General features: G+C 43.9%; 32 protein-coding genes and 2 pseudogenes. 25 read left to right on the top strand and 9 right to left on the bottom strand.

Annotated elements, in window-relative coordinates; translation table 11 throughout:
* Window positions 1-10 precede the first annotated feature (10 nt).
* Complete coding sequence (locus tag NST79_RS19220; RefSeq protein ID WP_021480810.1) at window positions 11-409, top strand: F0F1 ATP synthase subunit epsilon; 399 nt, start codon at window positions 11-13, stop codon at window positions 407-409.
* Window positions 410-442: 33 nt separating this feature from the next.
* Here NST79_RS19220 and NST79_RS19215 read toward each other — a convergent pair whose 3' ends face one another.
* Window positions 443-916: a hypothetical protein gene (locus NST79_RS19215; RefSeq protein ID WP_043940215.1), complete on the bottom strand. Its 474-nt coding sequence runs from the start codon at window positions 914-916 to the stop codon at window positions 443-445.
* A 169-nt stretch (window positions 917-1,085) separates the two neighbouring features.
* Here NST79_RS19215 and NST79_RS19210 point away from each other — a divergent pair, with 169 nt between their 5' ends.
* The 20 genes and pseudogenes from NST79_RS19210 (at window position 1,086) to NST79_RS19115 (ending at window position 16,034) form a co-directional block, all read left to right on the top strand.
* Window positions 1,086-1,316: a DUF1146 family protein gene (locus tag NST79_RS19210; RefSeq protein ID WP_033883366.1), complete on the top strand. Its 231-nt coding sequence runs from the start codon at window positions 1,086-1,088 to the stop codon at window positions 1,314-1,316.
* Window positions 1,317-1,450: 134 nt separating this feature from the next.
* Window positions 1,451-2,191 (top strand): YwmB family TATA-box binding protein, encoded by a 741-nt coding sequence (locus tag NST79_RS19205; protein ID WP_032727046.1) that lies wholly within the window; start codon window positions 1,451-1,453, stop codon window positions 2,189-2,191.
* 33 nt (window positions 2,192-2,224) lie between these two features.
* Window positions 2,225-3,535 (top strand): UDP-N-acetylglucosamine 1-carboxyvinyltransferase, encoded by a 1,311-nt coding sequence (gene murA, locus NST79_RS19200; RefSeq protein WP_003227695.1) that lies wholly within the window; start codon window positions 2,225-2,227, stop codon window positions 3,533-3,535.
* 195 nt (window positions 3,536-3,730) lie between these two features.
* On the top strand, window positions 3,731-4,762 hold the full coding sequence (gene spoIID / locus NST79_RS19195; protein ID WP_015251018.1) for a stage II sporulation protein D: 1,032 nt from the start codon (window positions 3,731-3,733) through the stop codon (window positions 4,760-4,762).
* A 385-nt stretch (window positions 4,763-5,147) separates the two neighbouring features.
* A complete protein-coding gene (locus tag NST79_RS19190) occupies window positions 5,148-5,831 on the top strand; it encodes a VWA domain-containing protein (protein ID WP_003227700.1) in 684 nt (227 codons plus the stop codon).
* A gap of 130 nt (window positions 5,832-5,961) precedes the next feature.
* On the top strand, window positions 5,962-6,102 hold the full coding sequence (locus NST79_RS19185) for a hypothetical protein (protein WP_014478246.1): 141 nt from the start codon (window positions 5,962-5,964) through the stop codon (window positions 6,100-6,102).
* Window positions 6,103-6,154: 52 nt separating this feature from the next.
* Window positions 6,155-6,829: a VWA domain-containing protein gene (locus tag NST79_RS19180; RefSeq protein ID WP_003243553.1), complete on the top strand. Its 675-nt coding sequence runs from the start codon at window positions 6,155-6,157 to the stop codon at window positions 6,827-6,829.
* A 94-nt stretch (window positions 6,830-6,923) separates the two neighbouring features.
* Entirely contained in the window at window positions 6,924-7,085 is a 162-nt protein-coding gene (locus NST79_RS19175; RefSeq protein WP_003227706.1) for a hypothetical protein, read from the top strand.
* Window positions 7,086-7,317: 232 nt separating this feature from the next.
* Window positions 7,318-8,106: a formate dehydrogenase accessory sulfurtransferase FdhD gene (gene fdhD / locus NST79_RS19170; protein ID WP_003227709.1), complete on the top strand. Its 789-nt coding sequence runs from the start codon at window positions 7,318-7,320 to the stop codon at window positions 8,104-8,106.
* A 15-nt stretch (window positions 8,107-8,121) separates the two neighbouring features.
* Window positions 8,122-9,147 carry a GTP 3',8-cyclase MoaA gene (moaA, locus tag NST79_RS19165; protein WP_003243488.1) on the top strand — a complete coding sequence of 342 codons (1,026 nt, stop codon included), beginning with the start codon at window positions 8,122-8,124 and terminating at the stop codon, window positions 9,145-9,147.
* Window positions 9,148-9,338: 191 nt separating this feature from the next.
* Complete coding sequence (gene rapB, locus NST79_RS19160; protein WP_003227715.1) at window positions 9,339-10,472, top strand: response regulator aspartate phosphatase RapB; 1,134 nt, start codon at window positions 9,339-9,341, stop codon at window positions 10,470-10,472.
* 155 nt (window positions 10,473-10,627) lie between these two features.
* Window positions 10,628-11,107 carry a hypothetical protein gene (locus NST79_RS19155; protein WP_003244390.1) on the top strand — a complete coding sequence of 160 codons (480 nt, stop codon included), beginning with the start codon at window positions 10,628-10,630 and terminating at the stop codon, window positions 11,105-11,107.
* A 72-nt stretch (window positions 11,108-11,179) separates the two neighbouring features.
* Window positions 11,180-11,368 (top strand): stress response protein CsbD, encoded by a 189-nt coding sequence (csbD, locus tag NST79_RS19150; protein WP_003227718.1) that lies wholly within the window; start codon window positions 11,180-11,182, stop codon window positions 11,366-11,368.
* Window positions 11,369-11,580: 212 nt separating this feature from the next.
* Window positions 11,581-11,749, top strand: a pseudogene (locus NST79_RS19145) (urea ABC transporter substrate-binding protein); the annotation flags it as partial.
* A gap of 292 nt (window positions 11,750-12,041) precedes the next feature.
* Window positions 12,042-12,200 (top strand): annotated as a pseudogene (locus NST79_RS19140) (hypothetical protein).
* 194 nt (window positions 12,201-12,394) lie between these two features.
* Window positions 12,395-12,712, top strand: a complete 318-nt coding sequence (gene ureA / locus NST79_RS19135) for an urease subunit gamma (RefSeq protein ID WP_003227724.1) — start codon at window positions 12,395-12,397, stop codon at window positions 12,710-12,712.
* On the top strand, window positions 12,709-13,083 hold the full coding sequence (ureB, locus tag NST79_RS19130) for an urease subunit beta (RefSeq protein ID WP_144482901.1): 375 nt from the start codon (window positions 12,709-12,711) through the stop codon (window positions 13,081-13,083). The genes ureA and ureB overlap by 4 nt, the downstream gene beginning before the upstream one ends.
* Entirely contained in the window at window positions 13,080-14,789 is a 1,710-nt protein-coding gene (gene ureC / locus NST79_RS19125) for an urease subunit alpha (RefSeq protein WP_003243090.1), read from the top strand. The genes ureB and ureC overlap by 4 nt, the downstream gene beginning before the upstream one ends.
* A gap of 134 nt (window positions 14,790-14,923) precedes the next feature.
* Window positions 14,924-15,325 carry an Rrf2 family transcriptional regulator gene (locus NST79_RS19120; protein ID WP_003227734.1) on the top strand — a complete coding sequence of 134 codons (402 nt, stop codon included), beginning with the start codon at window positions 14,924-14,926 and terminating at the stop codon, window positions 15,323-15,325.
* 67 nt (window positions 15,326-15,392) lie between these two features.
* Complete coding sequence (locus tag NST79_RS19115) at window positions 15,393-16,034, top strand: NAD(P)-dependent oxidoreductase (RefSeq protein ID WP_029318720.1); 642 nt, start codon at window positions 15,393-15,395, stop codon at window positions 16,032-16,034.
* A gap of 34 nt (window positions 16,035-16,068) precedes the next feature.
* On the opposite strand, the gene NST79_RS19110 is transcribed toward NST79_RS19115, so the two are convergent.
* The gene (locus tag NST79_RS19110) at window positions 16,069-16,452 is read right to left on the bottom strand and encodes a DUF5362 family protein (protein WP_014478231.1); all 384 of its coding nucleotides are present in this window, start codon (window positions 16,450-16,452) and stop codon (window positions 16,069-16,071) included.
* Window positions 16,453-16,596: 144 nt separating this feature from the next.
* Between NST79_RS19110 and mta the strand changes: the two genes are divergently transcribed.
* Window positions 16,597-17,370 (top strand): MerR family transcriptional regulator, encoded by a 774-nt coding sequence (gene mta / locus NST79_RS19105; RefSeq protein ID WP_212060292.1) that lies wholly within the window; start codon window positions 16,597-16,599, stop codon window positions 17,368-17,370.
* A 20-nt stretch (window positions 17,371-17,390) separates the two neighbouring features.
* Here the strand turns inward: mta and cls are convergent, their stop codons facing one another.
* Window positions 17,391-18,839, bottom strand: a complete 1,449-nt coding sequence (cls, locus tag NST79_RS19100; protein ID WP_003243311.1) for a cardiolipin synthase — start codon at window positions 18,837-18,839, stop codon at window positions 17,391-17,393.
* 241 nt (window positions 18,840-19,080) lie between these two features.
* Between cls and NST79_RS19095 the strand changes: the two genes are divergently transcribed.
* Entirely contained in the window at window positions 19,081-19,515 is a 435-nt protein-coding gene (locus NST79_RS19095) for a YwnF family protein (RefSeq protein ID WP_144482900.1), read from the top strand.
* Here the strand turns inward: NST79_RS19095 and NST79_RS19090 are convergent.
* From NST79_RS19090 to NST79_RS19080, 3 genes are all read right to left on the bottom strand, one after another.
* Window positions 19,512-19,643 carry a hypothetical protein gene (locus NST79_RS19090; RefSeq protein WP_032678712.1) on the bottom strand — a complete coding sequence of 44 codons (132 nt, stop codon included), beginning with the start codon at window positions 19,641-19,643 and terminating at the stop codon, window positions 19,512-19,514. The genes NST79_RS19095 and NST79_RS19090 overlap by 4 nt on opposite strands.
* 158 nt (window positions 19,644-19,801) lie before the next feature.
* Window positions 19,802-20,320, bottom strand: coding sequence for a DUF5362 family protein (locus NST79_RS19085; protein WP_015251027.1), 519 nt, complete (start codon window positions 20,318-20,320; stop codon window positions 19,802-19,804).
* Window positions 20,317-20,808: a GNAT family N-acetyltransferase gene (locus NST79_RS19080; protein ID WP_212060311.1), complete on the bottom strand. Its 492-nt coding sequence runs from the start codon at window positions 20,806-20,808 to the stop codon at window positions 20,317-20,319. Before NST79_RS19080 ends, NST79_RS19085 begins: the two co-directional genes overlap by 4 nt.
* A gap of 140 nt (window positions 20,809-20,948) precedes the next feature.
* On the opposite strand from NST79_RS19080, the gene spoIIQ reads away from it, so the two are divergent.
* Both spoIIQ and NST79_RS19070 read left to right on the top strand, forming a co-directional pair.
* Window positions 20,949-21,821: a stage II sporulation protein spoIIQ gene (spoIIQ, locus tag NST79_RS19075; protein WP_046381387.1), complete on the top strand. Its 873-nt coding sequence runs from the start codon at window positions 20,949-20,951 to the stop codon at window positions 21,819-21,821.
* 110 nt (window positions 21,822-21,931) lie between these two features.
* Complete coding sequence (locus tag NST79_RS19070) at window positions 21,932-22,354, top strand: VanZ family protein (RefSeq protein WP_197196279.1); 423 nt, start codon at window positions 21,932-21,934, stop codon at window positions 22,352-22,354.
* Window positions 22,355-22,394: 40 nt separating this feature from the next.
* Here NST79_RS19070 and bcrC read toward each other — a convergent pair whose 3' ends face one another.
* From bcrC to amtB, 3 genes are all read right to left on the bottom strand, one after another.
* On the bottom strand, window positions 22,395-22,976 hold the full coding sequence (gene bcrC / locus NST79_RS19065) for an undecaprenyl-diphosphate phosphatase BcrC (RefSeq protein WP_003243362.1): 582 nt from the start codon (window positions 22,974-22,976) through the stop codon (window positions 22,395-22,397).
* Between the two features lie 180 nt (window positions 22,977-23,156).
* Window positions 23,157-23,507: a P-II family nitrogen regulator gene (locus NST79_RS19060; RefSeq protein WP_003221829.1), complete on the bottom strand. Its 351-nt coding sequence runs from the start codon at window positions 23,505-23,507 to the stop codon at window positions 23,157-23,159.
* Window positions 23,508-23,518: 11 nt separating this feature from the next.
* Window positions 23,519-24,733, bottom strand: a complete 1,215-nt coding sequence (gene amtB / locus NST79_RS19055; protein WP_015251031.1) for an ammonium transporter AmtB — start codon at window positions 24,731-24,733, stop codon at window positions 23,519-23,521.
* Window positions 24,734-24,981 lie beyond the last annotated feature (248 nt).

Raw genomic sequence — 24,981 nt, 5'->3', positions numbered from 1 at the left:
GGGTAAAAGCATGAAGACCGTTAAAGTCAATATCGTTACTCCCGACGGCCCAGTATACGATGCGGATATCGAAATGGTGAGTGTGAGAGCCGAAAGCGGCGATCTCGGTATTTTGCCAGGCCATATTCCAACCGTGGCTCCTCTTAAAATCGGCGCTGTCCGTCTGAAAAAAGACGGGCAGACTGAAATGGTTGCCGTCAGCGGCGGATTTGTCGAAGTCCGTCCTGATCAGGTCACCATCCTTGCCCAGGCTGCCGAGACAGCAGAAGGCATCGATAAAGAGCGCGCTGAAGCTGCACGCCAGCGGGCGCAGGAGCGTTTGAATACTCAATCAGATGATACTGACATTCGTCGGGCTGAGCTTGCATTACAGCGGGCTTTGAACAGATTGGATGTAGCAGGGAAATAAGAAAAAATCCTTCTCTTTATGAGAAGGATTTTTTTATGAACGAACAAGAGAATCAAACAGCGACAGCAGCGGGCGATCCTCTTTTTGGCGCAGGTATAAACCATCACAGGCATTCATTGTATGCCACGATTTGCGATGTCTTCTAAAGCCAAGTGTATAAGCGCCGTCTTTATAGGGATAAGGTTTTACAACCCATTCAGCATCTTCATGGCGGGCAATCACACAATCTATAAGATAAACACTGATCATTTTCTCGAATTCTTCAATAGGAAGATTCCAATCAGCAAGCAAAAGTTCTTGTATACTTTGAAAATAGAGGTTTTCAAGCTCTTCAAGGCTTTCTCTCGTATAGGTAAGAGAAATGTTAAAAAACTGACACAATTCATTCAGTTCTTCAATCTGTGACTGTCTATAATCATAATAGAATGCAATTGCTTCCCATTCCTGATCAAAAATTGGCAGGTCCTCACCATATTGCTTTTCAGGCTGAAAAAAAGAATGATTCACATTTGCCAGCTCCTTTCCAATAAAGTATACCATGTAAAAGAATCGCACTTTAAGCGGGGATTAGCCCTAGATTTGGGTGATTATTCCGTTCTGTATAAAATGTATCATCTTTATCTGTGCTTCTTATATAATAAGAAAGGGTATGAACGCAGAGAAAGGAGTGTAATAGATGAGTGTATTGGGACAGCAGGCTGCAATCGGCATTGTCGTTCACCTGTTTTTTATAGCAGTGACTTGGTGGGCGTTGCAAGCCGTCAATATAGATCCGTTAATAAAAAAAGGCAAAGTCGTGCAGGCAAGACTCCTGATGATTTTGCTGACAATCGCCATTGGAACGGCCGTTGCCAATTTCTTTTTAGATTACCTCAATTATTCACAGCAGCTTCCCTATCTATTTTAATAGGTTTTGAACATTATTATCATTAAATGGTTGGGAGAAGCGGGTTGAGGCGAATAGCTCGAGTTTTGACGAAGATTTTTACGTATGGCGCCTCTTGCCTCCGGTAAAACTGGGGATAAGGGGGAGAGATGAACATGAAGAAAAAACAAGTAAGCCACGCTATTATCATTTCCGTCATGTTAAGCTTCGTCATTGCTGTTTTCCATACCATTCATGCGAGTGAATTAACGCCGTTAGCAAAAATGGCAGAGGGGATGGAACGCCAAGATGTGTCAATAGATAAGTGGACATTGCATGCAAAACAAAACATGTCACTGACCGAAAAAGAATTTTATCAAAAAGTGCAACGTTTAAAATCAGAGTATCGTCAATATGATTGGGTGATTGCACGGGAAGATAAAATGATAAAGGCAATTGGCACATATACTGACAAAAAAAATCGTACTTCTTTTAGACTGCAGCTTGTCACAACCCTCAAAAAACACAATCCAACTTCGTATTTATTATATGAGCAAATGAGTCTAGAGACACCGGATAGCTGGAATGATACATATGAACAGTTTGAACGGGAGACACTTGGGATATTCCAAGAAAAAGTAGTTATTTTTACTTGTCTAAATGGTCACTTAGATGATAATATGAATATTGTTTTGCAAAAAAAAGCAAATCAGTTATTAAATGAATTTCAAGCAAGATCAGTAGAACATGTAGTTGAGCCAAATTTCGTTTCTATTTCTGCGTTTACAGATGAGTGGGAAGAGTACATTATGACCTCGAAACATAAAATGAATTTGCAAATTGCACTTAGAAGTGCAGGAATGGGCGGAAAACATACCGTTACGGTTGGCACACCAATCGTTACGACTGAATATTAATATAGAGAATTTAGGGACGCGGAGGGGAATACCTTGGAAAAAATCATCGTCCGCGGCGGTCAGAAGTTAAACGGCACAGTCAAAGTTGAAGGCGCTAAAAATGCCGTTTTACCTGTTATCGCTGCATCTTTATTAGCAAGTGAAGAAAAAAGCGTAATTTGTGATGTACCTACGCTCTCCGATGTATATACAATTAACGAAGTGTTGCGTCATTTAGGAGCAGATGTGCATTTTGAAAATAATGAAGTGACTGTAAATGCTTCATACGCTTTGCAAACTGAAGCACCTTTTGAATATGTTCGTAAAATGCGTGCGTCTGTGCTTGTCATGGGGCCGCTTCTTGCGCGTACAGGTCATGCAAGAGTTGCACTTCCGGGCGGATGCGCAATTGGTTCCAGACCGATTGATCAGCATTTAAAAGGTTTTGAAGCAATGGGCGCAGAAATCAAAGTCGGTAATGGCTTCATTGAAGCTGAAGTAAAAGGCCGACTGCAAGGCGCAAAAATTTATCTGGACTTCCCAAGTGTAGGAGCTACAGAGAACCTGATTATGGCAGCCGCTCTAGCTGAAGGAACAACAACGCTGGAAAACGTGGCAAAAGAACCCGAAATCGTTGATTTAGCAAACTATATCAACGGCATGGGCGGAAAAATCCGCGGAGCTGGCACCGGCACCATCAAAATTGAAGGAGTCGAAAAGCTTCACGGCGTAAAACACCATATTATTCCTGACCGTATTGAAGCGGGCACATTTATGGTTGCTGCTGCAATCACTGAAGGAAACGTATTAGTAAAAGGAGCGGTTCCTGAGCACCTCACCTCTTTAATTGCAAAAATGGAAGAGATGGGTGTAACAATTAAGGATGAAGGTGAAGGTCTGCGTGTCATCGGCCCGAAAGAACTTAAACCGATTGACATCAAAACAATGCCTCACCCGGGCTTCCCGACTGATATGCAGTCACAAATGATGGCGCTTCTGCTTCGTGCAAGCGGCACAAGCATGATTACAGAAACCGTTTTTGAAAACCGTTTTATGCATGCGGAAGAATTCCGCCGTATGAATGGTGATATCAAGATTGAAGGACGTTCTGTCATCATTAACGGTCCTGTACAGCTTCAGGGAGCTGAAGTTGCAGCGACTGATTTGCGTGCAGGTGCAGCGCTGATTCTTGCGGGGTTAGTGGCTGAAGGTCACACACGTGTTACTGAATTGAAGCACTTAGACCGCGGTTACGTTGATTTCCATCAGAAGCTTGCCGCTCTGGGCGCAGACATCGAACGTGTAAATGATGAGTCTGCTTCTGAGCAAGAGAATAAAGAAGTCGTTTCTGACTTAAATGCATAAACTTACTTGAAAATCAGTATGTCACTCTGGCATACTGGTTTTTTATTTTTTGTGTATTATCATCATTATGCGCAAAATAGCAAAAAAGAATACGTAAATGACAAATAAAGTTTCTGTCCAAAACGAGAGTCATATTAGCTTGTCCCTGCCCATAGACTAGACTAGAGTCGAATCCCGAGCAGGAGGCAGCTGAATATGAAACAATTCGCAATCACACTATCCGTACTATGTGCATTGATTCTCTTGGTTCCCACACTCTTGGTTATACCATTCCAGCATAATAAGGAAGCGGGGGCCAGCGTAGAATCAGAAAAGACAGCAGTCAGCACGAAACCAGCATCGAAAGGAGCAGAAACATTGAAAGCTTCACCTGTTTCTATTCCCGTCTATCGAACCGCAAATCAATCCGTAGAAGACATTCCGCTTGAAGAGTATGTGATTGGAGTCGTCGCCTCCGAAATGCCGGCAACCTTTGAATCTGAAGCACTGAAAGCCCAGGCCCTCGCCGCCAGAACATTTATTGTCAGACTGATGGTGTCAAATTCAGCGGTTGAGGCTCCTAAAGGCTCACTGGTGGATGATACACAGATGTTCCAGGTGTATAAAAACAAAGCGGAGCTGAAAAAACAGTGGGGCACAAGCTATGAGACAAAACTGAAGAAAATCACAGCTGCGGTAGCCAGTACGCAAGGCAAAATCTTAACGTACAACAACCAGCCGATTGAAGCCTCCTTTTTCTCCACAAGCAACGGCTACACAGAGAATGCAGAAGCATATTGGACAAGTGCTATCCCATATTTAAAAAGCGTCAAAAGCCCATGGGATAAAAAGTCTCCGAAATATAAGGAAACGAAAACCTTTACAGCGGCAGAATTTCAGCAAAAGCTTGGCGTCAAGCTGGATGGATCTAGCGCAGTAGGGAAGATTACCGGCGAGACACCGGGCCACCAGGTTGCAACTGCCGTCATTAACGGCAAGACGCTGAAAGGAAGAGACATACGTGAAAAGCTGGGTCTCAACTCCGCAGATTTTGAATGGAAGCGAAATGGAGACACAATTACAGTCACGACGAGAGGATTTGGCCACGGTGTGGGGATGAGCCAATACGGAGCGAATTTTATGGCGAAAGAAGGCAAAACGGTTGATGACATTGTAAAGTATTATTACCAAGGCACACAAATTTCTGAGGCAGATTCGTTTTTGAATAAATATATGGCGAAAAAGTAGAAAAAGACGCTCATTGGGCGTCTTTTTCTGTTCCTGAATATCTTTTATCTAAGAGCAGCTGAAACGGTTTAGAGGAGCTTCTGACCGTCTTTAAGGATCAGTCCTTTTTTCCTGATTTCAGGCTTTGAGATTGTGGTAAAGTCATCCACATTTGTCGACAGACTTCGACAGACTCATATAACGAAAGCCGAAAGGCGGACAATCTTCTCTTTTCATAGGGGCGTTAGGTGGAAATCACTAATAAAAACATAGGTTTCTATGCAAAAGTAAACAACAGCAATGGGGAAGCCCGCCCTATTTATTTCTCGGTTTTTGTTGATTACGATAGATTATGTTCAGCGTTGAACATCTGCACGCAGAAACAAATTGGTAAAGGGGTACGAACATGAAGAAAAGATTTTCACTGATCATGATGACAGGATTGCTATTTGGATTAACTTCACCTGCTTTTGCAGCTGAAAAGACAGAAACGGAGGCTAAAGCGCCGGCGAACGTGGCGGTCTTGCTTGATGCCAGCGGAAGTATGGCGAAAAGAATAGACGGTGTATCTAAATTTAATTCAGCCAAAAAAGAAATTTCAAAGTTTGCGAGCTCATTGCCAGAAGGAACTCAGGTGAAAATGAGCGTGTTTGGCTCTGAAGGAAACAATAAAAATTCCGGAAAAGTTCAGTCATGTGAAGCCATTCGCAACGTATACGGCTTCCAAAGCTTTAACGAGCAAAGCTTCCTCAATTCTCTCAATACAATTGGGCCGACTGGCTGGACGCCAATTGCCAAAGCGCTGAACGAAGCGAAATCTTCTTTTGACCAGCTTGATGCAAAAGGGGAAAAAGTGGTGTATCTGTTGACAGACGGTGAGGAAACGTGCGGAGGAAACCCGATTAAAACAGCAAAGGAACTGCAAAAAGACAATATCACTGTTAATGTGATCGGCTTTGATTATAAAGAGGGATACAAAGGCCAGCTGAACGCAATTGCGAAAGTAGGCGGCGGTGAATACTTCCCGGCTTATACCCAAAAAGATGTTGAGAAAATTTTCACTCAGCAATCACTAATGTTATCTAAATAAGAAAAAAGAGGCTGGTGATGGTCAGCCTCTTTTTGTATGTAACAAAAACTTCAAAACTAATTAGCTGTCTGCCTGTAGCATAGTAGCAGATTTCCGTTTTTCTGTCATAATCAAGGCGAAAAAAGAATGAATGATCACACAATCTGTTTATGCTTTCTGGGCGGAAATGGCTAAAAATGAACGGCATTTCAAGCGATTTTGGACAGATCGTGAAAGCAGCACAAAAGGCAGCATGTCCTATATCTTTTTGCATTTTCGTATTCTAGCATAAAGAAGAATCCAACATATAGTTGGAAAATATGAAAAAGAAAGGAAGTAATCATATGAAAAAATTGCTGGCTGCCGGTATCATTGGATTGTTGACTGTTTCCATTGCCTCCCCGTCTTTTGCCGCTGAGAAACAGGCTGATACAAATGTAGCTGTTTTGTTTGACGGAAGCGGAAGCATGGTTCAAAAAACAGGAGGAGAGCGCAAAATAGACATTGCCAAAAAATCAGTAAAATCTTTTGCCGAACTTCTTCCGAAGGATACAAATCTTATGCTTCGCGTTTTCGGGCATGCAGGGAACAATAAACTGTCCGGTAAAGCCCTTTCGTGCAGTACGACGGAAACCATTTACGGCCTTCATCCATATGAAGGGTCTCTGTTTGACAATTCATTGAGTGAGCTCAAGCCGACTGGATGGACACCGATTGCCAAAGCACTTGCAGACACAAGAAAAGAATTTGAAGCATTTGACGCAGACGGGAAAAACGTGGTGTATTTAATCACTGACGGTGAAGAAACGTGCGGCGGAGACCCTGCGGCAGAAATCGAAAAGCTCCGTGCATCAAATGTGGATACGATTGTAAACATCATTGGCTTCAACTTTGATGTCAAGGGTAATGAAGAGATGAAACAAGCAGCTGTCGCTGGCGGTGGAGAATATATTTCAGCGAACAGTGCGGATGAGTTCGAACAGGCTTGGGAAAAAGAAGCACAAAAATTTACTGAGTAAGGAACCTAAAGATCAGGCGCTCCCCCAGGCGCCTTTTTTTATTGGTTTAAAAACAATTTGGGCGGGAATGATACCCTAAAAAGGGGTTGAACATATGAAATTATTCGGAATGATTTTTCTTATAGCCACCGTTGCATTCATATTGCTTGGTGTTCTTCTAAAACTGGCAGCCTTCTTTTTTGTCAGCATTCTCACCTTGATCGCAGCTATTGTGCTGTTTACGGTTCTGAAAAAGAATCAGCATAATCAAACATAGAGTCCTTTATATAGAGGGCTCTCAGCGTGTCGACAAACCCCGCGTTCATTGTCAATGCACATTGGTAAAAGGAACGGCGGCTAAATGCTTAGGCGCCCTGCCTAAACACCGCCGTCATCACATCCTGTGAAAGCCCTTTATATAGAGGGCTCTTTTTGTGTCTCAGAATTCGACAAAATCCGAGGAGTGTGAAAAAATATAAAGGCAGGAACATTGCGGAGGGGAAGAGACATTGAACGATAAAGTAACTGCGGTCAGGGATGTATGGCGCTATGAACAAGGGGAAATAAGCAAAGTAGAAGACCGGATGGTGACGGAATTCCCTTTGACAGTGATACTGAATGGCAGTGAATTTGTGACGCTCGTTTGTACGCCTGAGCATATCGAAGAGCTTGTCATCGGATTTCTCGCATCAGAGGGTGTTATACGATTTCAAAAAGAAATTAAAAGGTTTACAATAGATGAAAGTCTCGGTTTTGTATATGTCGACCTCGTTCACCCTGAGACATTGGATCAAAAGGATTATACGAAACGGGTGATCGGCTCATGCTGCGGAAAGGGCCGTCATTTTTATTTTCAGCAGGATGTCAAAACAGCCAAGACGGCTGTCAGCCAAATCAAGATATCGCCTGAGGCATGTCTGGCGCTTATGAAAGACATGCAGCAAGGGAGCGGGACGTTTCAGGATACGGGAGGCGTCCATAATGCGGCGCTTTGCGACACAGAGAAGCTTCTGTTGATGCGCACCGATATCGGTCGGCACAACGCACTTGATAAACTATACGGACACTGCCTTCTAAACGGGATGTCCGTACGCGACAAACTGATTGTGTTCAGCGGCAGAATCTCATCAGAGGTCCTGTTAAAAGCGGCCAAAATCGGCGTGTCGATTGTCATTTCCAAATCGGCCCCGACGGAGCTTGCGATTCAAATGGCTGAAGAATTGAATATCACAGCGATTGGATTTGTCAGAAACGGATCATTTAATGTATATACACACCCTGAGAGAATCAGGGAGTAGGAAGGGGCTGTAGCTATGATTACAGAGTCGCGTCAGATGTTGGATAAAAGAAACAGACCGCTGAGAGACCTTCGCATTTCTGTTACAGACCGCTGCAACTTCCGATGCACGTACTGTATGCCCGCCGAATTATTCGGCCCGGATTATCCTTTTTTAAAGAAAGAGGAGCTGCTTTCATTTGAGGAGCTGGAACGGCTTGCGACATTGTTTGTCACAAGATTTGGCGTTGAAAAAATCCGCTTGACCGGCGGAGAGCCCCTCATGAGAAAGGATATGCCGGAATTAATCAAAAAACTGGCCCGCATACCGGGTATTCGTGACATCGCGATGACGACAAACGGATCACTGCTGCCTGTTTATGCTAAGAGGCTCAAGGAGGCTGGGCTGAAAAGGGTTACGATCAGCCTTGATTCTTTAGAAGACGAGCGTTTTAAGAAGATAAACGGGCGCGGTGTTTCTGTCAGCAAGGTGCTGGAAGGCATTGAAGCGGCGAAGCAAGCGGGGCTCGGTGTTAAAATCAATATGGTCGTTCAAAAGGGCGTCAATGAAAAAGATATACTGCCTATGGCCCGTTATTTTAAAGAAAAAGGGCATATCCTGAGATTCATTGAATTTATGGACGTAGGCAACACCAACCAATGGGAAAAGAAAGACGTCATGACAAAGGCGGAAATCATAGATTTGATCAATAAACACATGCCGGTTGAGCCGATAGCGCCTAATTATATAGGCGAAGTGGCTTCCAGATTCCGCTACTTGGACGGCTCCGGAGAAATTGGCGTCATATCATCTGTATCTGATGCATTCTGCGGATCTTGCAACAGAGCCCGTCTTTCTGCGAGAGGAGAGCTGTTTACCTGCTTATTCGCTTCAAGCGGATTTGACCTCAGAGCTCCGGTTCGCCAGGAATTAAGTGATGACGAACTATCAGAAATGATCGGGACAGTATGGAAAAATCGGATCGATCAGTATTCAGTCGATCGTACGCTATCAAAAGCATCTGGCAAAAAGAAAGTGGAAATGTCTTATATTGGCGGTTAATTTGAAGCCAAAAGCTTATCGGCACTGTCCGGTAAGCTTTTTTATTAGAATCCGAGTGCAAAAAATACGTAGAAAAACCGAAATATATAAGGATAGGCATAAAGAAGGAATCATTGTAAGAAAATTTAATTCCAAAGCCATACATTATGATAAAATATAACCAATTAGAAAATAGAAAGGGTTGGAGGGGCATGGCCGCGTACGAGATCCCGTCATCTCAAGTAGGAGTGAAAATCAATAAGTGGTATAAGCACATTTTAGCATTTCAAGTGGCTGATGCCGTAAAGCTGAAAGAAGAAATTGATCTAGATATCGAACAGATGGAAGAGGATCAGCTGCTTCTCCTGTATTATCAGCTGATCAGCTACCGGCACCAAATTATGCTGGATTATGTAAAGCCTGACCTGCACGAGGAATCTCAGCTTCAATATCGTGAATTGATCAAAACGCTGGAAAGCAATCAGGACAGCATCTCCGGATTATCTGAGTATTATTTTCACTTGTTTAGAGGAATGTACGAATTTGAACAGAACAATTACATCTCGGCTATATCCTTTTATCGGAAAGCTGAGAAGATGCTTGCGTTTGTAGAAGATGAAATTGAAAGAGCGGAATTTCATTTTAAAGTGGCGGAAGTCTTTTATATTATGAAGCAGACGCACTTTTCCATGAACCATGCCGTACAGGCGCTGGAGACGTATAAGGCTCACGATTTTTACAGAGTCAGAAGAATTCAATGCCATTTCGTCATATCAGGAAACTACATTGACTACAGAAATTATGAAAAAGCGCTTGAACATTTAGATGACGCGTATCGCCTTGCTTTATTGGAAGGACAGCCCCGTTTGATCGGATCAGCCCTTTATAATATTGGTAATTGCTATGATGACAAGGGGGAGCTGGATCAGGCCGCCGAATACTTTGAAAAAGCGCTTCCTGTCTTCGAGGATTATCAGCTGGAACAGCTTCCAAAAGCGCTCTTCAGCCTGACTCGCGTTCTTTTCAAAAAACAAGATAGCGAAGCCGCGATACGGTACTATGAAAAAGGGATTGCCATTGCCCAAAAACGAAACGACTTCTTCAGTCTGGCAAAATATAAATTTCTGCAGGCATTATATGTGGAATCTGTCAATTTGAATATGATTCAAGAAGTATTTGATTATATGGAAGAAAAGGGCCTGTATGTATATATTGAAGAATTTGCTTTAGATGCTGCCTCTTATTTCAGTCATCGCGAACAATATAAAGAAGCGGTGTATTTTTATGAAAAAGCGGTCAGCATGAGAGAGATGATTCAAAGGAACGATTGTTTATATGAAGTATGAGACAAAACCATCTGCTGGCAGATGGTTTTTTTTTATGCAAAAAAAGGGGAGCATCGGAACGTTTATTTCCGGGGAGAACAGGAAAAATCGCTACAGCACTGTTTTTTGAACAAAAGCCGTTTTGGGATGCAGATATGCATGTGAGGGGGAATTCAATGTTTGGTTTTAATGATATGGTGAAGTTTCTGTGGTCTTTCCTCATTGTTCTGCCGCTTGTACAGATTATACATGTTTCAGGGCACAGCTTTATGGCTTTTATTTTTGGCGGAAAGGGATCGTTGGATATAGGCATGGGAAAAACGCTGCTTAAAATTGGACCCATACGGTTCAGAACGATTTATTTTATCGATTCTTTTTGCCGGTACGGGGAGTTGAAAATTGACAATCGATTCTCAAATGCACTCGTGTATGCAGGGGGCTGCTTGTTTAACCTCATCACGATTTTTGCAATCAATCTGCTGATTATACACAGTGTATTAAAGCCGAATGTGTTTTTCTATCAGTTTGTCTATTTTTCTACGTATTATGTGTTTTTTGCCCTGCTGCCGGTCCGATATTCGGAGAAAAAGTCATCAGACGGGCTGGCGATATACAAGGTGCTCCGTTACGGAGAGCGCTACGAAATCGATAAATAACATTAGAATGTTTATTGCCTCTCAGATCGGGAAGTTAACAAGTACACACATAATTGAGAGGGGAGAATTAACATGGGTAACGATAGTGTAAAAGACAAAATGAAGGGCGGCTTCAATAAAGCCAAAGGAGAAGTGAAGGATAAAGTCGGAGATATGGCTGACAGAACGGACATGCAGGCTGAAGGCAAAAAAGATAAGGCAAAAGGCGAAATCCAAAAGGATATCGGGAAAGCCAAGGATAAATTTTCAGATAAAGATTAATCGTACGGAAGAGGCAGGAAACGAAATGTTTCTTGTCTTTTTTTTTTCGCTTTTTCTGATGTGAATAAATATAACAAAAAAAGAAGCTGATTTGGTCAAGGTAACTAAATTTTTTAAATATTCTTTGAATTAATAGGCCTCTTCTATATAATGATGACATAAGTTGTAAACTTTTATAACATCATTTGAAGAAATCAAACAAAGGGGTTTTGATGACGGAATGTACTGCACCGAAGAAAGTGTCGGAAGCCACGGGAGTGCGAGAAAACAGTTGATATCGACACAAGCGGGGATTCAGTGAAGGCCGGAATTCTTCACTCATTAAGAGGAACGGTGGCGATCAGCGAAGTGACCGTCCATGATGCGGAGTTAATGGCAATAGTCGGGTTCTCGGTATTGTGGAGGTCGGCGCCTCAGACTGGCCTCCATGCCATGCTTCCGGTTGCGGAGCAAAACAACGGGCTGCCATCAGGAATGTAACGTCTGGTTATGATCAATCGATGGTTTTGCACAGCGCCCGGGGCAGATTGTCGCTGTATTAGGCCGAAATGGAGTCGGCCATCCACTCCTAGGCCTGCTTCCGGCTAAACAGGGGGGCTATTTATTTTAATCAAACGTTTGTTCAAAGCGAAAAGGCGGCCAACAGCAGCAGCTTGCAATCGCCAGAGCGCTGATGGTAAATCTGAAAAATATTTTACTTAATAAACAATTGGAAGGAATTCAGATTTTAATTGTCGAACTAGTCAGATAAGTTATTATAGAAATTTCCAGAAAAAAAGACATTTGTTATCTTAGTCGAGCGCAGTCTGGAAAACGCGTTAATCTGTGCTGACTATCTTTCTGTAATCGACAGGGGAACGGTTGTTGACCATGGCAAGGCTGATGAAGAAACGGCATGCCGCTTTGAAAGGCATCTTACCGTATGACCCCCAGTCTCGAAGAAAGGGAGGTGATGTCCCGCCTGACTGTTCCGCAAATTCGCAGTAGCCGCATCTGCTTTATATGACAAAAGAAGGAGGACTACAGATGAAACTGACACCGGTTGAACAAGAAAAATTGCTCATTTTTGCAGCGGGGGAATTAGCCAAACAGCGAAAGGCGCGGGGCGTTCTGCTGAACTATCCTGAGGCTGCTGCTTATATCACCTGCTTTATTATGGAAGGCGCACGTGATGGGAAGGGAGTAGCAGAGCTGATGGAAGCCGGCCGCCATGTATTAACGGAAAAAGATGTGATGGAAGGTGTGCCTGAGATGCTGGACAGCATTCAGGTGGAGGCCACATTTCCGGATGGAGTAAAGCTTGTTACGGTACATCAGCCAATTTCTGCGGAGGTGAAGTCATGAAGCCGGGAGCATTTCAAATTGCTGAGGGAACCATTACGATTAATGAAGGGCGTGAGATACGGGAGGTAACGGTAAAAAACACCGGATCACGCTCCATTCAAGTCGGTTCGCATTTTCATTTTGCGGAGGCCAACGGGGCTTTATTATTTGACCGTGAGCTGGCGATCGGCATGCGTCTTGATGTTCCATCAGGCACGTCGGTCCGTTTTGAGCCGGGAGAGCAGAAAACGGTCTCACTAGTGGAAAACAGAGGACGCAAGACAATTAAAGGGCTGAACGGAATGGCCGACACGTTTATCGATGAACGCGGCAAAGAAAAAACGTTGGCCAACTTAAAACAAGCCGGCTGGATGGAGGGTGTAATCCGATGAAAATGTCACGGGAGGAATATGCGGAACTGTTTGGCCCGACAACGGGCGATAAAATCAGATTGGGCGACACGGATTTATGGATCGAAGTCGAAAAGGATTTCACAGTATATGGTGAAGAAATGATCTTTGGCGGCGGAAAAACAATCCGCGACGGCATGGGCCAAAACGGCAGAATCACAGGGAAGGACGGCGCTTTGGATTTAGTTATCACCAACGTCGTGCTATTGGATTACACAGGCATTGTCAAAGCGGATGTCGGTGTGAAAGACGGCCGGATTGTCGGTGTCGGAAAAAGCGGAAATCCTGATATCATGGATGGAGTCGATCCACACATGGTCATCGGAGCGGGGACAGAGGTGATTTCCGGTGAAGGCAAAATTTTAACAGCCGGGGGAGTGGACACGCACATTCATTTTATTTGTCCTCAGCAGATGGAAGTTGCGCTTTCTTCAGGTGTGACGACCCTTTTGGGAGGCGGAACAGGACCCGCTACAGGAAGCAAAGCGACAACATGTACGTCCGGGGCGTGGTATATGGCGAGGATGCTGGAAGCGGCCGAGGAGTTTCCGATCAATGTCGGCTTCTTAGGAAAAGGGAATGCATCCGATAAAGCGCCGCTGATCGAGCAGGTGGAAGCAGGCGCCATCGGCCTTAAGCTCCATGAAGACTGGGGCACGACGCCAAGCGCCATTAAAACGTGTATGGAAGTCGTGGACGAGGCTGATATTCAAGTTGCCATCCATACCGATACGATTAACGAAGCGGGCTTTTTGGAAAACACGCTCGACGCGATCGGGGACCGGGTTATTCATACTTATCACATTGAAGGGGCAGGCGGCGGTCACGCTCCGGATATTATGAAGCTCGCCTCTTACGCGAACATTCTGCCGTCATCTACAACGCCAACCATTCCTTATACCGTTAATACGATGGATGAGCATCTTGACATGATGATGGTCTGCCACCATTTAGATGCGAAAGTGCCTGAAGATGTGGCATTCAGCCATTCCAGAATCAGGGCGGCGACGATTGCCGCGGAGGATATTCTCCATGATATAGGTGCGATCAGCATGACATCATCGGATTCCCAAGCGATGGGGCGGGTCGGTGAAGTGATCATCCGAACATGGCAGGTAGCCGATAAAATGAAAAAACAGCGCGGCGCTCTTGCCGGTGAAAACGGGAATGACAATGTGCGCGCAAAACGGTACATTGCCAAATACACGATTAATCCGGCAATTACGCACGGGCTCAGCCATGAGGTCGGCTCGGTGGAAAAAGGGAAGCTTGCTGATCTCGTTCTGTGGGACCCGGTATTTTTCGGCGTAAAACCGGAACTGGTCTTAAAGGGCGGCATGATTGCACGTGCGCAAATGGGAGATCCGAACGCGTCCATCCCGACTCCTGAACCGGTTTTCATGCGCCAAATGTATGCGTCTTACGGAAAAGCCAACCGTTCAACCTCGATTACATTTATGTCTCAGGCAAGCATAGAGCGTGGTGTGGCGGAAAGCTTAGGGCTGGAAAAAAGGATTTCTCCAGTCAAAAATATCAGAAAGCTGAGCAAGCTGGATATGAAGCTGAATTCGGCTTTGCCGAAGATTGAGATTGATCCAAAAACCTATCAGGTCTTTGCTGACGGGGAGGAATTGTCTTGCCAGCCTGTCGATTATGTCCCACTTGGACAAAGATATTTCTTATTCTGATAAGACGCGGCCGGAGTGCATCCGGCCGTTCTATTGACTAAAAACGGTGCACAAAACCCGTGTATTTAGTGTATATTAGATGTTGACAAACGAATCAAATGTAACTATTATAGTTACAACGGTGGTGAAAAAACATGATTAACAGCCGTCTTGCTGTTGCCATTCATATTTTATCCCTCATCTCGATGGATGAAAAAACATCTTCAGAAATCATTGCAGACAGTGTCAACACGAATCCGGTAGTTGTGCGAAGAATGATCAGCCTGCTGAAAAAAGCTGATATTCTCACATCACGCGCCGGGGTGCCGGGTGCAAGCCTCAAAAAAGATCCTGCTGATATTTCTCTTTTAGAAGTGTACCGGGCTGTCCAAAAGCAAGAAGAACTCTTTGCGGTTCATGAAAACCCGAATCCGAAATGTCCGGTAGGGAAAAAAATTCAGAACGCTCTGGATGAAACGTTTGAAAGTGTGCAAAGAGCGATGGAAAATGAACTGGCAAGCAAGTCATTAAAAGATGTTATGAATCATCTCTTTTAATCAAAAGGGATGACTTCTCACCGCTAACATGTAACTAAAATTGTTACAAATAAGGAGGAAATGAAAAATGAAAATTGGTATTATCGGCGCAAGCGGGAAAGCGGGAAACGAGATTTTGAAAGAAGCGAAAACAAGAGGCCATGAAGTGACAGCCATCGTCAGAAACGCTTCAAAAGTGCAGGGGCAGGACGTAGCGGTTTTGGAAAAAGATGTGTTTGAACTGACTGCGGAAGACATCAAGCCTTTCGACGCAGTCGTAAACGCTTTTGGAGCAGCACCCGGCCAGGAACATCTTCATGTTGAAGCAGGAAGAGCACTCATCAACATCTTAAAGGACGCGAAGCGCACAAGATTGCTTGTTGTTGGAGGAGCGGGAAGCCTGTTTGTTGATGAAGCCAAAACAACCCGTTTAATGGATACGCCGGAATTTCCGAAAGAATATTTGCCAACTGCATCAAATCAAGGCGAGAACCTGAAAGATTTGCAGCAGACAGACTCCATTTCCTGGACGTTCCTCAGTCCTGCGGCATTTTTTGATCCGGCAGGAAAACGGACTGGCTCTTACCAAAAAGGAAAAGACAATGTCATCGTAAATGCAAAAGGCGACAGCTATATCAGCTATGCAGATTATGCCATTGCCGTGTTGGACGAGCTTGAACATCCCGAACACAAAAATGAACGCTTCACAGTGGTAAGCGAAGCGGAATAATAAAAAACCCGGAGCCAGCTCCGGGTTTTTCTCATTAATAAGTGCTGTACGTATCGCTGAAAAGGCCGTCAGCAATCCCAAGCATTAAAAAGATGAAGAAGGCGATAATCGCAAGAATGGATACAGCAATGCTTACGATCAAATAAATCCCTTGCATCTTTACGAATTTCGCGTAATTCTCCAGCATTAAGTCTTCAGACTGTCCGCTATTGTGTTCAGCCATTTGGCCTGCTTCCCTAGCTGACCTCATCAAAAAGATACCGGAAATAATTTGCAGTACGCCTGGCACGGCACCGATTAGAAAAATGAACGCGCCTGAAAGCGCGGTAATTGCGCCCATAATAATAAATAAAATGCCTGTAGCTTTTCCCCATTTCGAAATGCTGATGAGGGTTTTGTTCATTGTTTCAGGATTCATGTATACTGGCTCCCCTTTACAAAAAAATACTCACTTTTCTTTTATACACTATTTGTGAGAAGTTTTGTATATAGAAAATAACATTTTGGGGATTGACCCTAACGTTGCGTGATTGTTTACGATAAAAAAGAGGAGGTGTTATGTATGAAATATCAAGTTAAACAAGTGGCGGAGATATCAGGCGTTAGCATTCGGACGCTTCATCACTATGACAATATTGGGCTTCTGAATCCTTCAGCGCTTACTGATGCTGGGTATCGTTTGTACAGTGACGCAGACCTGGAAAGACTGCAGCAGATTTTATTTTTCAAGGAAATCGGGTTTCGTTTGGATGAAATTAAAGAGATGCTGGATCATCCGAATTTTGACCGGAAAGCGGCACTTCAGTCGCAAAAGGAGATATTGATGAAGAAAAAACAAAGAATGGATGAGATGATTCAAACAATTGACAGGACGCTTTTGTCCGTTGATGGAGGGGAAACGATGAATAAGAGAGATTTATTTGCCGGATTAAGCATGAAAGACATTGAAGAGCACCAGCAGACATACGCTGATGAAGTCAGAAAGCTGTATGGAAAGGAAATCGCAGAAGAAACAGAGAAAAGGACATCTGCATACTCGGCAGATGATTGGCGCTCGATCATGGCTGAATTTGATTCGATTTACAGACGAATTGCGGCGCAAATGAAGCATGGGCCCTATGATGCAGAGGTTCAGGCCGCAGTGGGGGCATTTCGCGATCATATTTGCCAATATCATTACGATTGCACACTCGACATTTTCAGAGGACTCGGGGAAGTGTATATCACTGACGAGCGATTTACCGATTCAATCAATCAATATGGAGAAGGTCTTGCCGCTTTTTTGCGGGAGGCGATCATCATTTACTGTGACCATCAGGAAAACCCCCGGCCGTAAAGGCTGGGGGTTTTCGCATCTTATAAGATCGGCGACAACAGCCGCGAGACGGATTCTTTTATTCGAATCCACAACGGGCGCTGCAGATACTCCTCATAGGTGAATTTTCTGGATACTAGCAAATCTTCTTTAAAAGTTGAAACCAGTTTTTTAGCAATGGTGATATCGTAAATAAATGCATTAACCTCAAAATTCAGCCTGAAGCTTCGGACATCAATGTTCGCTGTGCCGACTGAAGCGATTTCGTCATCCACCACGATGGTTTTCGCGTGAATAAAGCCGTTATCGTAAATATAGACAGTGGCTCCGGCTTTCAGCAGATCGCCGATATACGAAAGTGTCGCCCAGTATACAAAGGCGTGATCGGGCTTGTTCGGAATCATAATGTTAACGTCAATGCCCGAAAGGCAAGCGATCCTTAAAGCATCCAGCAGGCTTGCATCTGGGATAAAATAAGGTGTTTGTATCAAAATGGAACGCTTGGCGTTCGAAATCATTTTGATGTAGCCATTTTTAATTTGTTCCCATTCCGAATCAGGGCCGCTTGTGACAATCTGCATCCCGACGTTGCCTTTTGGGCCGTAATCAGGAAAGTGATTTGGAATATATGTCAGCGTATGGTGATGAGAAGCTTGGTTCCAGTCAAGGATGAACCGTGTTTGGATGGCGTGTACGGCCGTTCCTTGCAGCCGGATATGCGTATCCCGCCAATAACCGAATTTCGGATTAAGCCCTAGATACTCATCTCCGACGTTAAAGCCTCCGACATAACCGGTCATACCGTCTATGATCACAAGCTTTCGATGGTTCCGGTAATTCAGCCGCAGGTTAATCGGCCTGAGCTTTGACGGGAAAAAGACCTCCACATGCCCGCCAGCCTCGCGAAGCTCTTTAAAAAACTTTTTTCTCAGCGTTCTGGACCCGAGTTCATCATAAAGCACTCTGACCTGAACACCTTCTTTCGCCTTTTGGATGAGAGCGTCCCGCAATTTTTTGCCTAATTCATCGCCTTTATAAATATAATACTGTAAATGGATATGATCCTTAGCCTTTGAAATGTCACTCAGCAGCCGCTGAAATTTATCCCGTCCATCTGTAATGACGTCAACTGAATTATCCTCTGTAAACACAGCATGGTTATTCATAATCAGCATATAAATTAAATCTTTGTTATCAAAGGTTGCCCGGTTGTTAAACTGAAATTGCTTGGTTTCTAAATCTTCAAGCTGATGCTTCAGCAGCCTTTCAATTCCAATCTTTTTCCGGTCTTCCCATTGAAACAAATGCTTGCGTCTGAGATTATGGCCGAATAATAAGTATAAAATAAAGCCTAAAACGGGAATAAAGAAAAGAACAAGCAGCCACGCCCAAGATGCACTGGCATCGCGCCGTTCTTTGAAGATGACAATGATGGCCAAAAGAATATTTAAAATGAAAAAAAGTGATAAAAGGATGGAAGAAATACTCACTTTGTAACCCCGCTCATTCATATTTATCAAGAAGATTGCCATTAGTATTCCATGAATAACAGTGATCTGATTCCCATTACAAATTATAACACTCACATTTTAAAAGAATAAAGAGCGGCGATCCAGATTCTTCGTGAAAAATACGGGCAGATTTCTTTAAAACCAGCTTGCACCTGCGTTAAAATAAACACATATGTAACGTTCGTGAAGCTTGAAACATCAAATAAAGGGGGAGGATTATATGAACTTTTACAGAGTCGAACAAATGCCGGGGTTCATCAAAACAGAAATGCAAAAAATTCAAAAGGCCGTACAGCCTTTCATGAAAAAAACCGTCATTTACCGTTTTCTTGCTATTCCGCTTGCTGCATTCTCTCTCTTTAATTTAGCTGCTTTTCTATTTCATGCTTCAGCTGACAGGGAGTCCCTGATCAGCGCAGGCATATTCGCTATTTTGGCGGCGCTCGGGCTCGCATTTTTAAAAGAGGCAGGCTATCAGCATAAACAAATCCAAAAAACGGTTCACATCTATATGCTGAACAGGATCAAAAAGAGCGAAATCCTTTCAGAAGAGCGGAAAAGCTCCTACGCACGACAAATAAAGGAAGAGCCTTTTGCGATGCGGAGTTTTGTTGAATTTTTGACTGAGGAAGACAGACGCAAAAAAATGTATTAAAGAAGAGATGCACCCGGATTTCTGGGATTTTCCAGACGATCCGGGTGTGTTTTTTTGCATGCAGACACCCGAAATAAAAAGTGCGGTTTCGGATTGATTCCGACTTCATCCGTTTTTTTGATATTCATTTCTGGGTAACAGCGTTGCTTTGTTGATTTCCACTACTAGAGATGTCTATTGTATACTTGCTTCAGGATTTGGTGTTTACGCCGGCCTGCTTTGAATAGTCAAATAAAATAGGCATGGTTCCGTTTATATGGAACGCATGCCCTGTCCTGTCTCATCATTATTCAAACACCGGATCATCCTCATAATAATAGGAATCCGGATCTTCATACGAAGGCGTGTTCTCAAAAGCAGCAATGCCGATTACCACCAGCACGAAAATGGCTACAATGATCCCGATCAGGACAGTAACGATACTGGATGCTGCATAAAACAGCTGCATTTTTATAAATGTCCCGTAATTTTCAAGCATGCTTTCGCCAGCGCTGCCGGCTAGATTTCCTTCGGCTTCCGCGGCTGCTTTTGCTGAGCGCATCAAAAATACGCCTGATATAATGAGCAGCACGCCCGGGATGGCGCCAATCACTGTCATCAAAACAGACAGAGTGACAAGCGATCCCATAATGATTAACAAGATGCCAGAAATTTTGCCCCACTTGGCAATGTCGGATAGCGACTTGACAGCAGAGGCGCTCAGCTGGCGGGTCTCCTGTTCAACAGGTGCAGTCTCCTGTTCAGCGAGGCTATTTTCTTCATTATGATGTTCAATTTCGTTTTCATCTTTATCCAGACTAATCATGAAAGCTCTCTCCCTAAAATTTTTAAATCGTATCTTTTCCCGTCCATTTCGGCGATGCCGGGGAATAGTCCCCATTCTGCAAACCCGTGCTTTTCAAACAGCTTCAGGCTTGGTTTATTATGCCCGAAAATGAAGGCCATAAGTGAGCGGATGCCAAGATTCGGGGCAATGCGGAGCGCTTCTTGAAGCAAATATGATCCAACACCTTTGCCGCGGCATGCTTCGTCAATGTATATGCTGACTTCCGCTGTTTTATTATAGGCTGGCCTTCCATAAAATGTTTCAAAGCTGATCCAGGCAGCGACGTTTCCGTTTTCATCCTCGGCCACATAGAGCGGACGTGACTCTGTATGTCCCGAAAACCATTCCATCCGGTCTTCAGGAGTTACCGGTTCGGTATCGGCTGTTACCATTCGAGAAGCAATCGTTGAATTATAAATCGCCACAACAGCCTCCAAGTCTTTATGTTCAGCAAGACGCAATGTCATGTTCATACGTTTTTGGCACTCCTCTCAAAAAAATACATATTTTCGTTCAGTCTGTGCAAACTACATCTAAAAAAGTTTTTTTGGATAGGTTGTATATATTTTCAGAAAAGTGTTCAGAATGTTGCTGAGGTGATGAAACAATGAGAGAGGAAGAAAAGAAAACTTCTCAAGTCAAAAAACTTCAGCAGTTTTTTCGTAAACGCTGGGTGTTCCCTGCAATTTACTTAGTCAGTGCGGCCGTCATTTTAACAGCTGTCCTTTGGTATCAATCAGTATCAAATGATGAGGTAAAGGATCAGTTGGCTGATAACGGCGGAAACTCCGCATATGACAACAACGACGATGCAGTTGAAGTAGGAAAGTCAATGGAAAATGTCGCAATGCCAGTTGTTGATTCTGAAAACGTTTCTGTTGTGAAAAAGTTCTATGAAACCGATGCCGCAAAAGAAGAGAAAGAAGCAGCACTCGTTACCTATAATAACACGTACAGCCTAAGCAAAGGAATTGACTTAGCTGAGAAAGACGGAAAAGATTTCGATGTCTCTGCTTCTCTGAGCGGTACGGTTGTTAAAGCTGAAAAAGATCCAGTGCTGGGATATGTTGTGGAAGTAGAACATGCCGACGGTTTATCGACTGTGTATCAATCTCTTTCCGAAGTAAGCGTTGAGCAAGGTGACAAAGTAAAACAAAATCAAGTGATCGGAAAATCTGGCAAGAACCTTTACAGTGAAGACAGCGGAAACCACGTGCACTTTGAAATCCGTAAAGATGGGGTCGCAATGAATCCGTTAAACTTTATGGACAAACCAGTTTCTTCTATTGAAAAAGCAGCAGCAGCTGAAGAAAAAGCTACCACCCAAGAAACAGAGGAATCCATTCAGCAATCTTCCGAGAAAAAGGACGGATCAACTGAAAAAGGAACAGAAGAAAAATCCGGTGAGAAAAAGGATGATTCAACTGACAAATCTGGTTCCAAAGAAAGCAGCACAACAGAAGACACTGAACAGTCTTAATGAAGAAAACGTCTATCCTTGTGATGGGCGTTTTTTTCTGTTACTTTTTGCATAATGTCATCGTCTATGTAGTTACACATAGGCACGTTTGCTATAAAGGAGGTTATGCTGTGAATCGTCTATTGCTTGCGGGATGGACCCTGTTTATTCTGCTCTCTGTCTGTACGGAAAGCTTCAGCGGCATGGTCGTGTCACAAACGGTGGCTTTTCACTTTCAGCCGCACCCTGATATGTCTCGTTTTTTAGACATGGATTTTACAGAGCTTGCTATACCTGAAGCGCTTATTCAAAAAATCGGGCACGCGTTTTCCTTCTTTGTGCTGACCTATTTGCTGTGGAAACAGCGGGGCAGCATAAGATCAGCTGCAGCCGGCTCGTTCGCGTTTGCTTTTTTCACAGAAGTTCTTCAGCTCTTCTTCAGCAGGAATGGTTGTATCCGGGATGTGCTCATCGATGCTGTTGGAATTGGATTGTTTTATGGTTTATATGTGTTGGCGAAGCGAAGAAAACAAGAGATGTATGAGAAATATTAAAGCCGGCTGTCTTGATTTCAGACGCCGGCTTTTGTCTTTCTTAGAAATTTTGATCGGTTGGTTTTTTCGTCAGTTTATTGATAATGGCTTCATAGATCCTCACGACCAAATCGACGAACGGGCGAAGCAGATCTGAAAATCTAAAGAAAAGGAACCCGATAATGATGGCGACAACGAGGCTGCCCAATACATCTACCGGATAGTGATGTCCCACCCAAATTCTCGAAAAGCCTGTCAAAAGCCCAAAAATGACAAGCGGCCAGCCGATTTTGCGGTTTCTGAAAAGCATCGCAATAGAAATCGCTAATGCACCTGTCGTGTGGTCACTTGGAAATGAAGCATCCGCAGCATGCGGAATCAGTGTATGCACTGTATGCGCAACGAACGGGCGCGGTTCGAAATAAACAAGCGTAATCAAATAGTTGATCACAAGGCCTGCAATTCCTGTGATGCCTGCGTATAGCACATGTTTTCTGCTTTGTGTGTTCCCAAACAGCCAGATTGCCAATAGGATAAGGGCATAGGCGACAATGGCATATTCCGTGATGAAGACCATAATGGAATCGAGAACTGAATTGTGATGAGATAGTCCATGGATTGCTTTAAAAATTTCGTAGTTCAAATAATCACCTTTTACATTTTTATATTTAGTAGACTAATCTTACTCATGAAAAGTTTCAAATAAAAATAGAGATTGTCTGAAATAACGGCGCTTGAAGAGAATTCGAAGAGGAATCGCGGTTTCTGGGGGGATTCTGTGCACAAAAAAAGAGATCCGGAGTGTCCGAATCTCGTACCGATATTAAAGTGCTTCAGGTCCTTCTTCGCCTGTGCGGATGTTGATCGTATTGCTGATTTCATAGACAAATATTTTACCGTCACCCGGTGATCCCGTTTTCAGCACCCTTTTAGCGGTCTCAGTCACTTGATCAACAGGAACCTTGCTGACCACAATTTCTATTTTTAAACGCTCGTATACATTGCTTTCTATTTTTACCCCTCGATAGAGCTCCGTATGTGCTTTTTGAAGGCCGCAGCCGTGTACATTGGAGAAAGTCAGAGAGGTCACTCCGATTTTTCCGAGTTCCTGCTTCAGCTTTTCAAAATTTGCCGGACGCGTTACAATTTCTACCTTGAACATTTGACCGCTCATAGCGTCACTCCTCACATAGAATCTTGATATGCTTTTTCCCCGTGCATCGTTAAGTCAAGCCCAAGTGACTCTTCTTCTTCAGTTGCGCGAAGGGGAAGGAAGAGGCTTACAAATTTAATAATAACGAAAGTGACAATAAATACAAAAACATAAGTGGCGGCGATGGCGACGATTTGTTTCCAGATTAAGCTTGCATCACCGTAAAATAACCCATCTGCGCCCGCTGAGTTAACAGAGGTTGTTGCGAATAATCCTGTTGCGATTCCGCCCCATGTGCCGCCGATCCCGTGCAGGCCAAAGGCGTCAAGCGCGTCGTCGTATCCGAATTTCTTTTTAAGCGAGAATACTCCCCAGAAACAAACAGCTCCGCCGATGATGCCGATAATAATGGAAGCGAACGGTGTGACAAATCCGGCAGCCGGCGTAATGGCGACAAGCCCGGCGATTGCGCCAGATACCGCTCCGAGCATTGTCGGTTTTTTGTTAATGATCCATTCTACTAAGATCCAGCCGGCGATCCCGGCTGCAGCTGCGGTGTTTGTGTTGATGAACGCGTACATGGCTACACCATCTAAAGTCAAAGCGCTGCCGACGTTAAAGCCGAACCAGCCGAACCAAATCAAAGCTCCTCCTAAGAAGGTGTAAATGAGGTTATGCGGAGAAGACGCTGTGCCGTCTTTCCGTTTGCCGAGCACAATGGCAAGAACAAGTCCTGCCACACCGGAGGAAATATGAACAACATTGCCGCCAGCGAAATCGAGCGCTCCAAGCTGGCCGATCCAGCCGCCGCCCCATACCCAGTGCGCTACGGGTGTGTAAACCAAAGAGGCCCATAAAACCGAGAATAAAAGAAAAGCGCCGAATCGCATCCGCTCTGCGAAGGCCCCGGAAATAATCGCTGTAGTCAGAACGGCGAACGTCATTTGGAACATCATAAATAACGAGTGGGGGATGGTATCGCTGTAATCTCCTGGATCAAATCCGACCCCTTTGAGGCCTGCCCACTCCAGCCCGCCGATGATTGAATTGCCTGGTGCGAAGGCAAGTGTATATCCGAACAGCACCCAAACGATGGAAACGATGGCAATGGAAGAGAAACTGTGCATGGCAGTGCTCAGCACATTTTTGCTCTTTACCATTCCTCCATAAAATAACGCTAATCCCGGGGTCATCAGCCACACGAGTAAAGCGCAAAAGAACATAAAAACTGTATCGCCCATTTGCATGTCTCATTCCTCCGTATCTTTCAGAATAAAAAGCAATTATTATATTTCTTCATTATAGAGAAAAAAGAATGATAAAACATTTTCATGTAAGATTTCCTGACATAGTTTTTAAGGAATGTTATCGAGGGACGGAAAGGAAGGAGAATGGCATTTTTTGCGATATAAGACTTTGTATCTATAAAAGAAGCTATTCATATGAGCTGAAAAGGGAATTGACAATAATTGGAATACTCTATACTGTATTAAGT

Origin of the sequence: Bacillus sp. PS196 (assembly GCF_037963555.1) — a bacterium.
Classification (GTDB): domain Bacteria; phylum Bacillota; class Bacilli; order Bacillales; family Bacillaceae; genus Bacillus; species Bacillus subtilis.
This window is presented reverse-complemented; position numbering and strand designations above follow the sequence as displayed.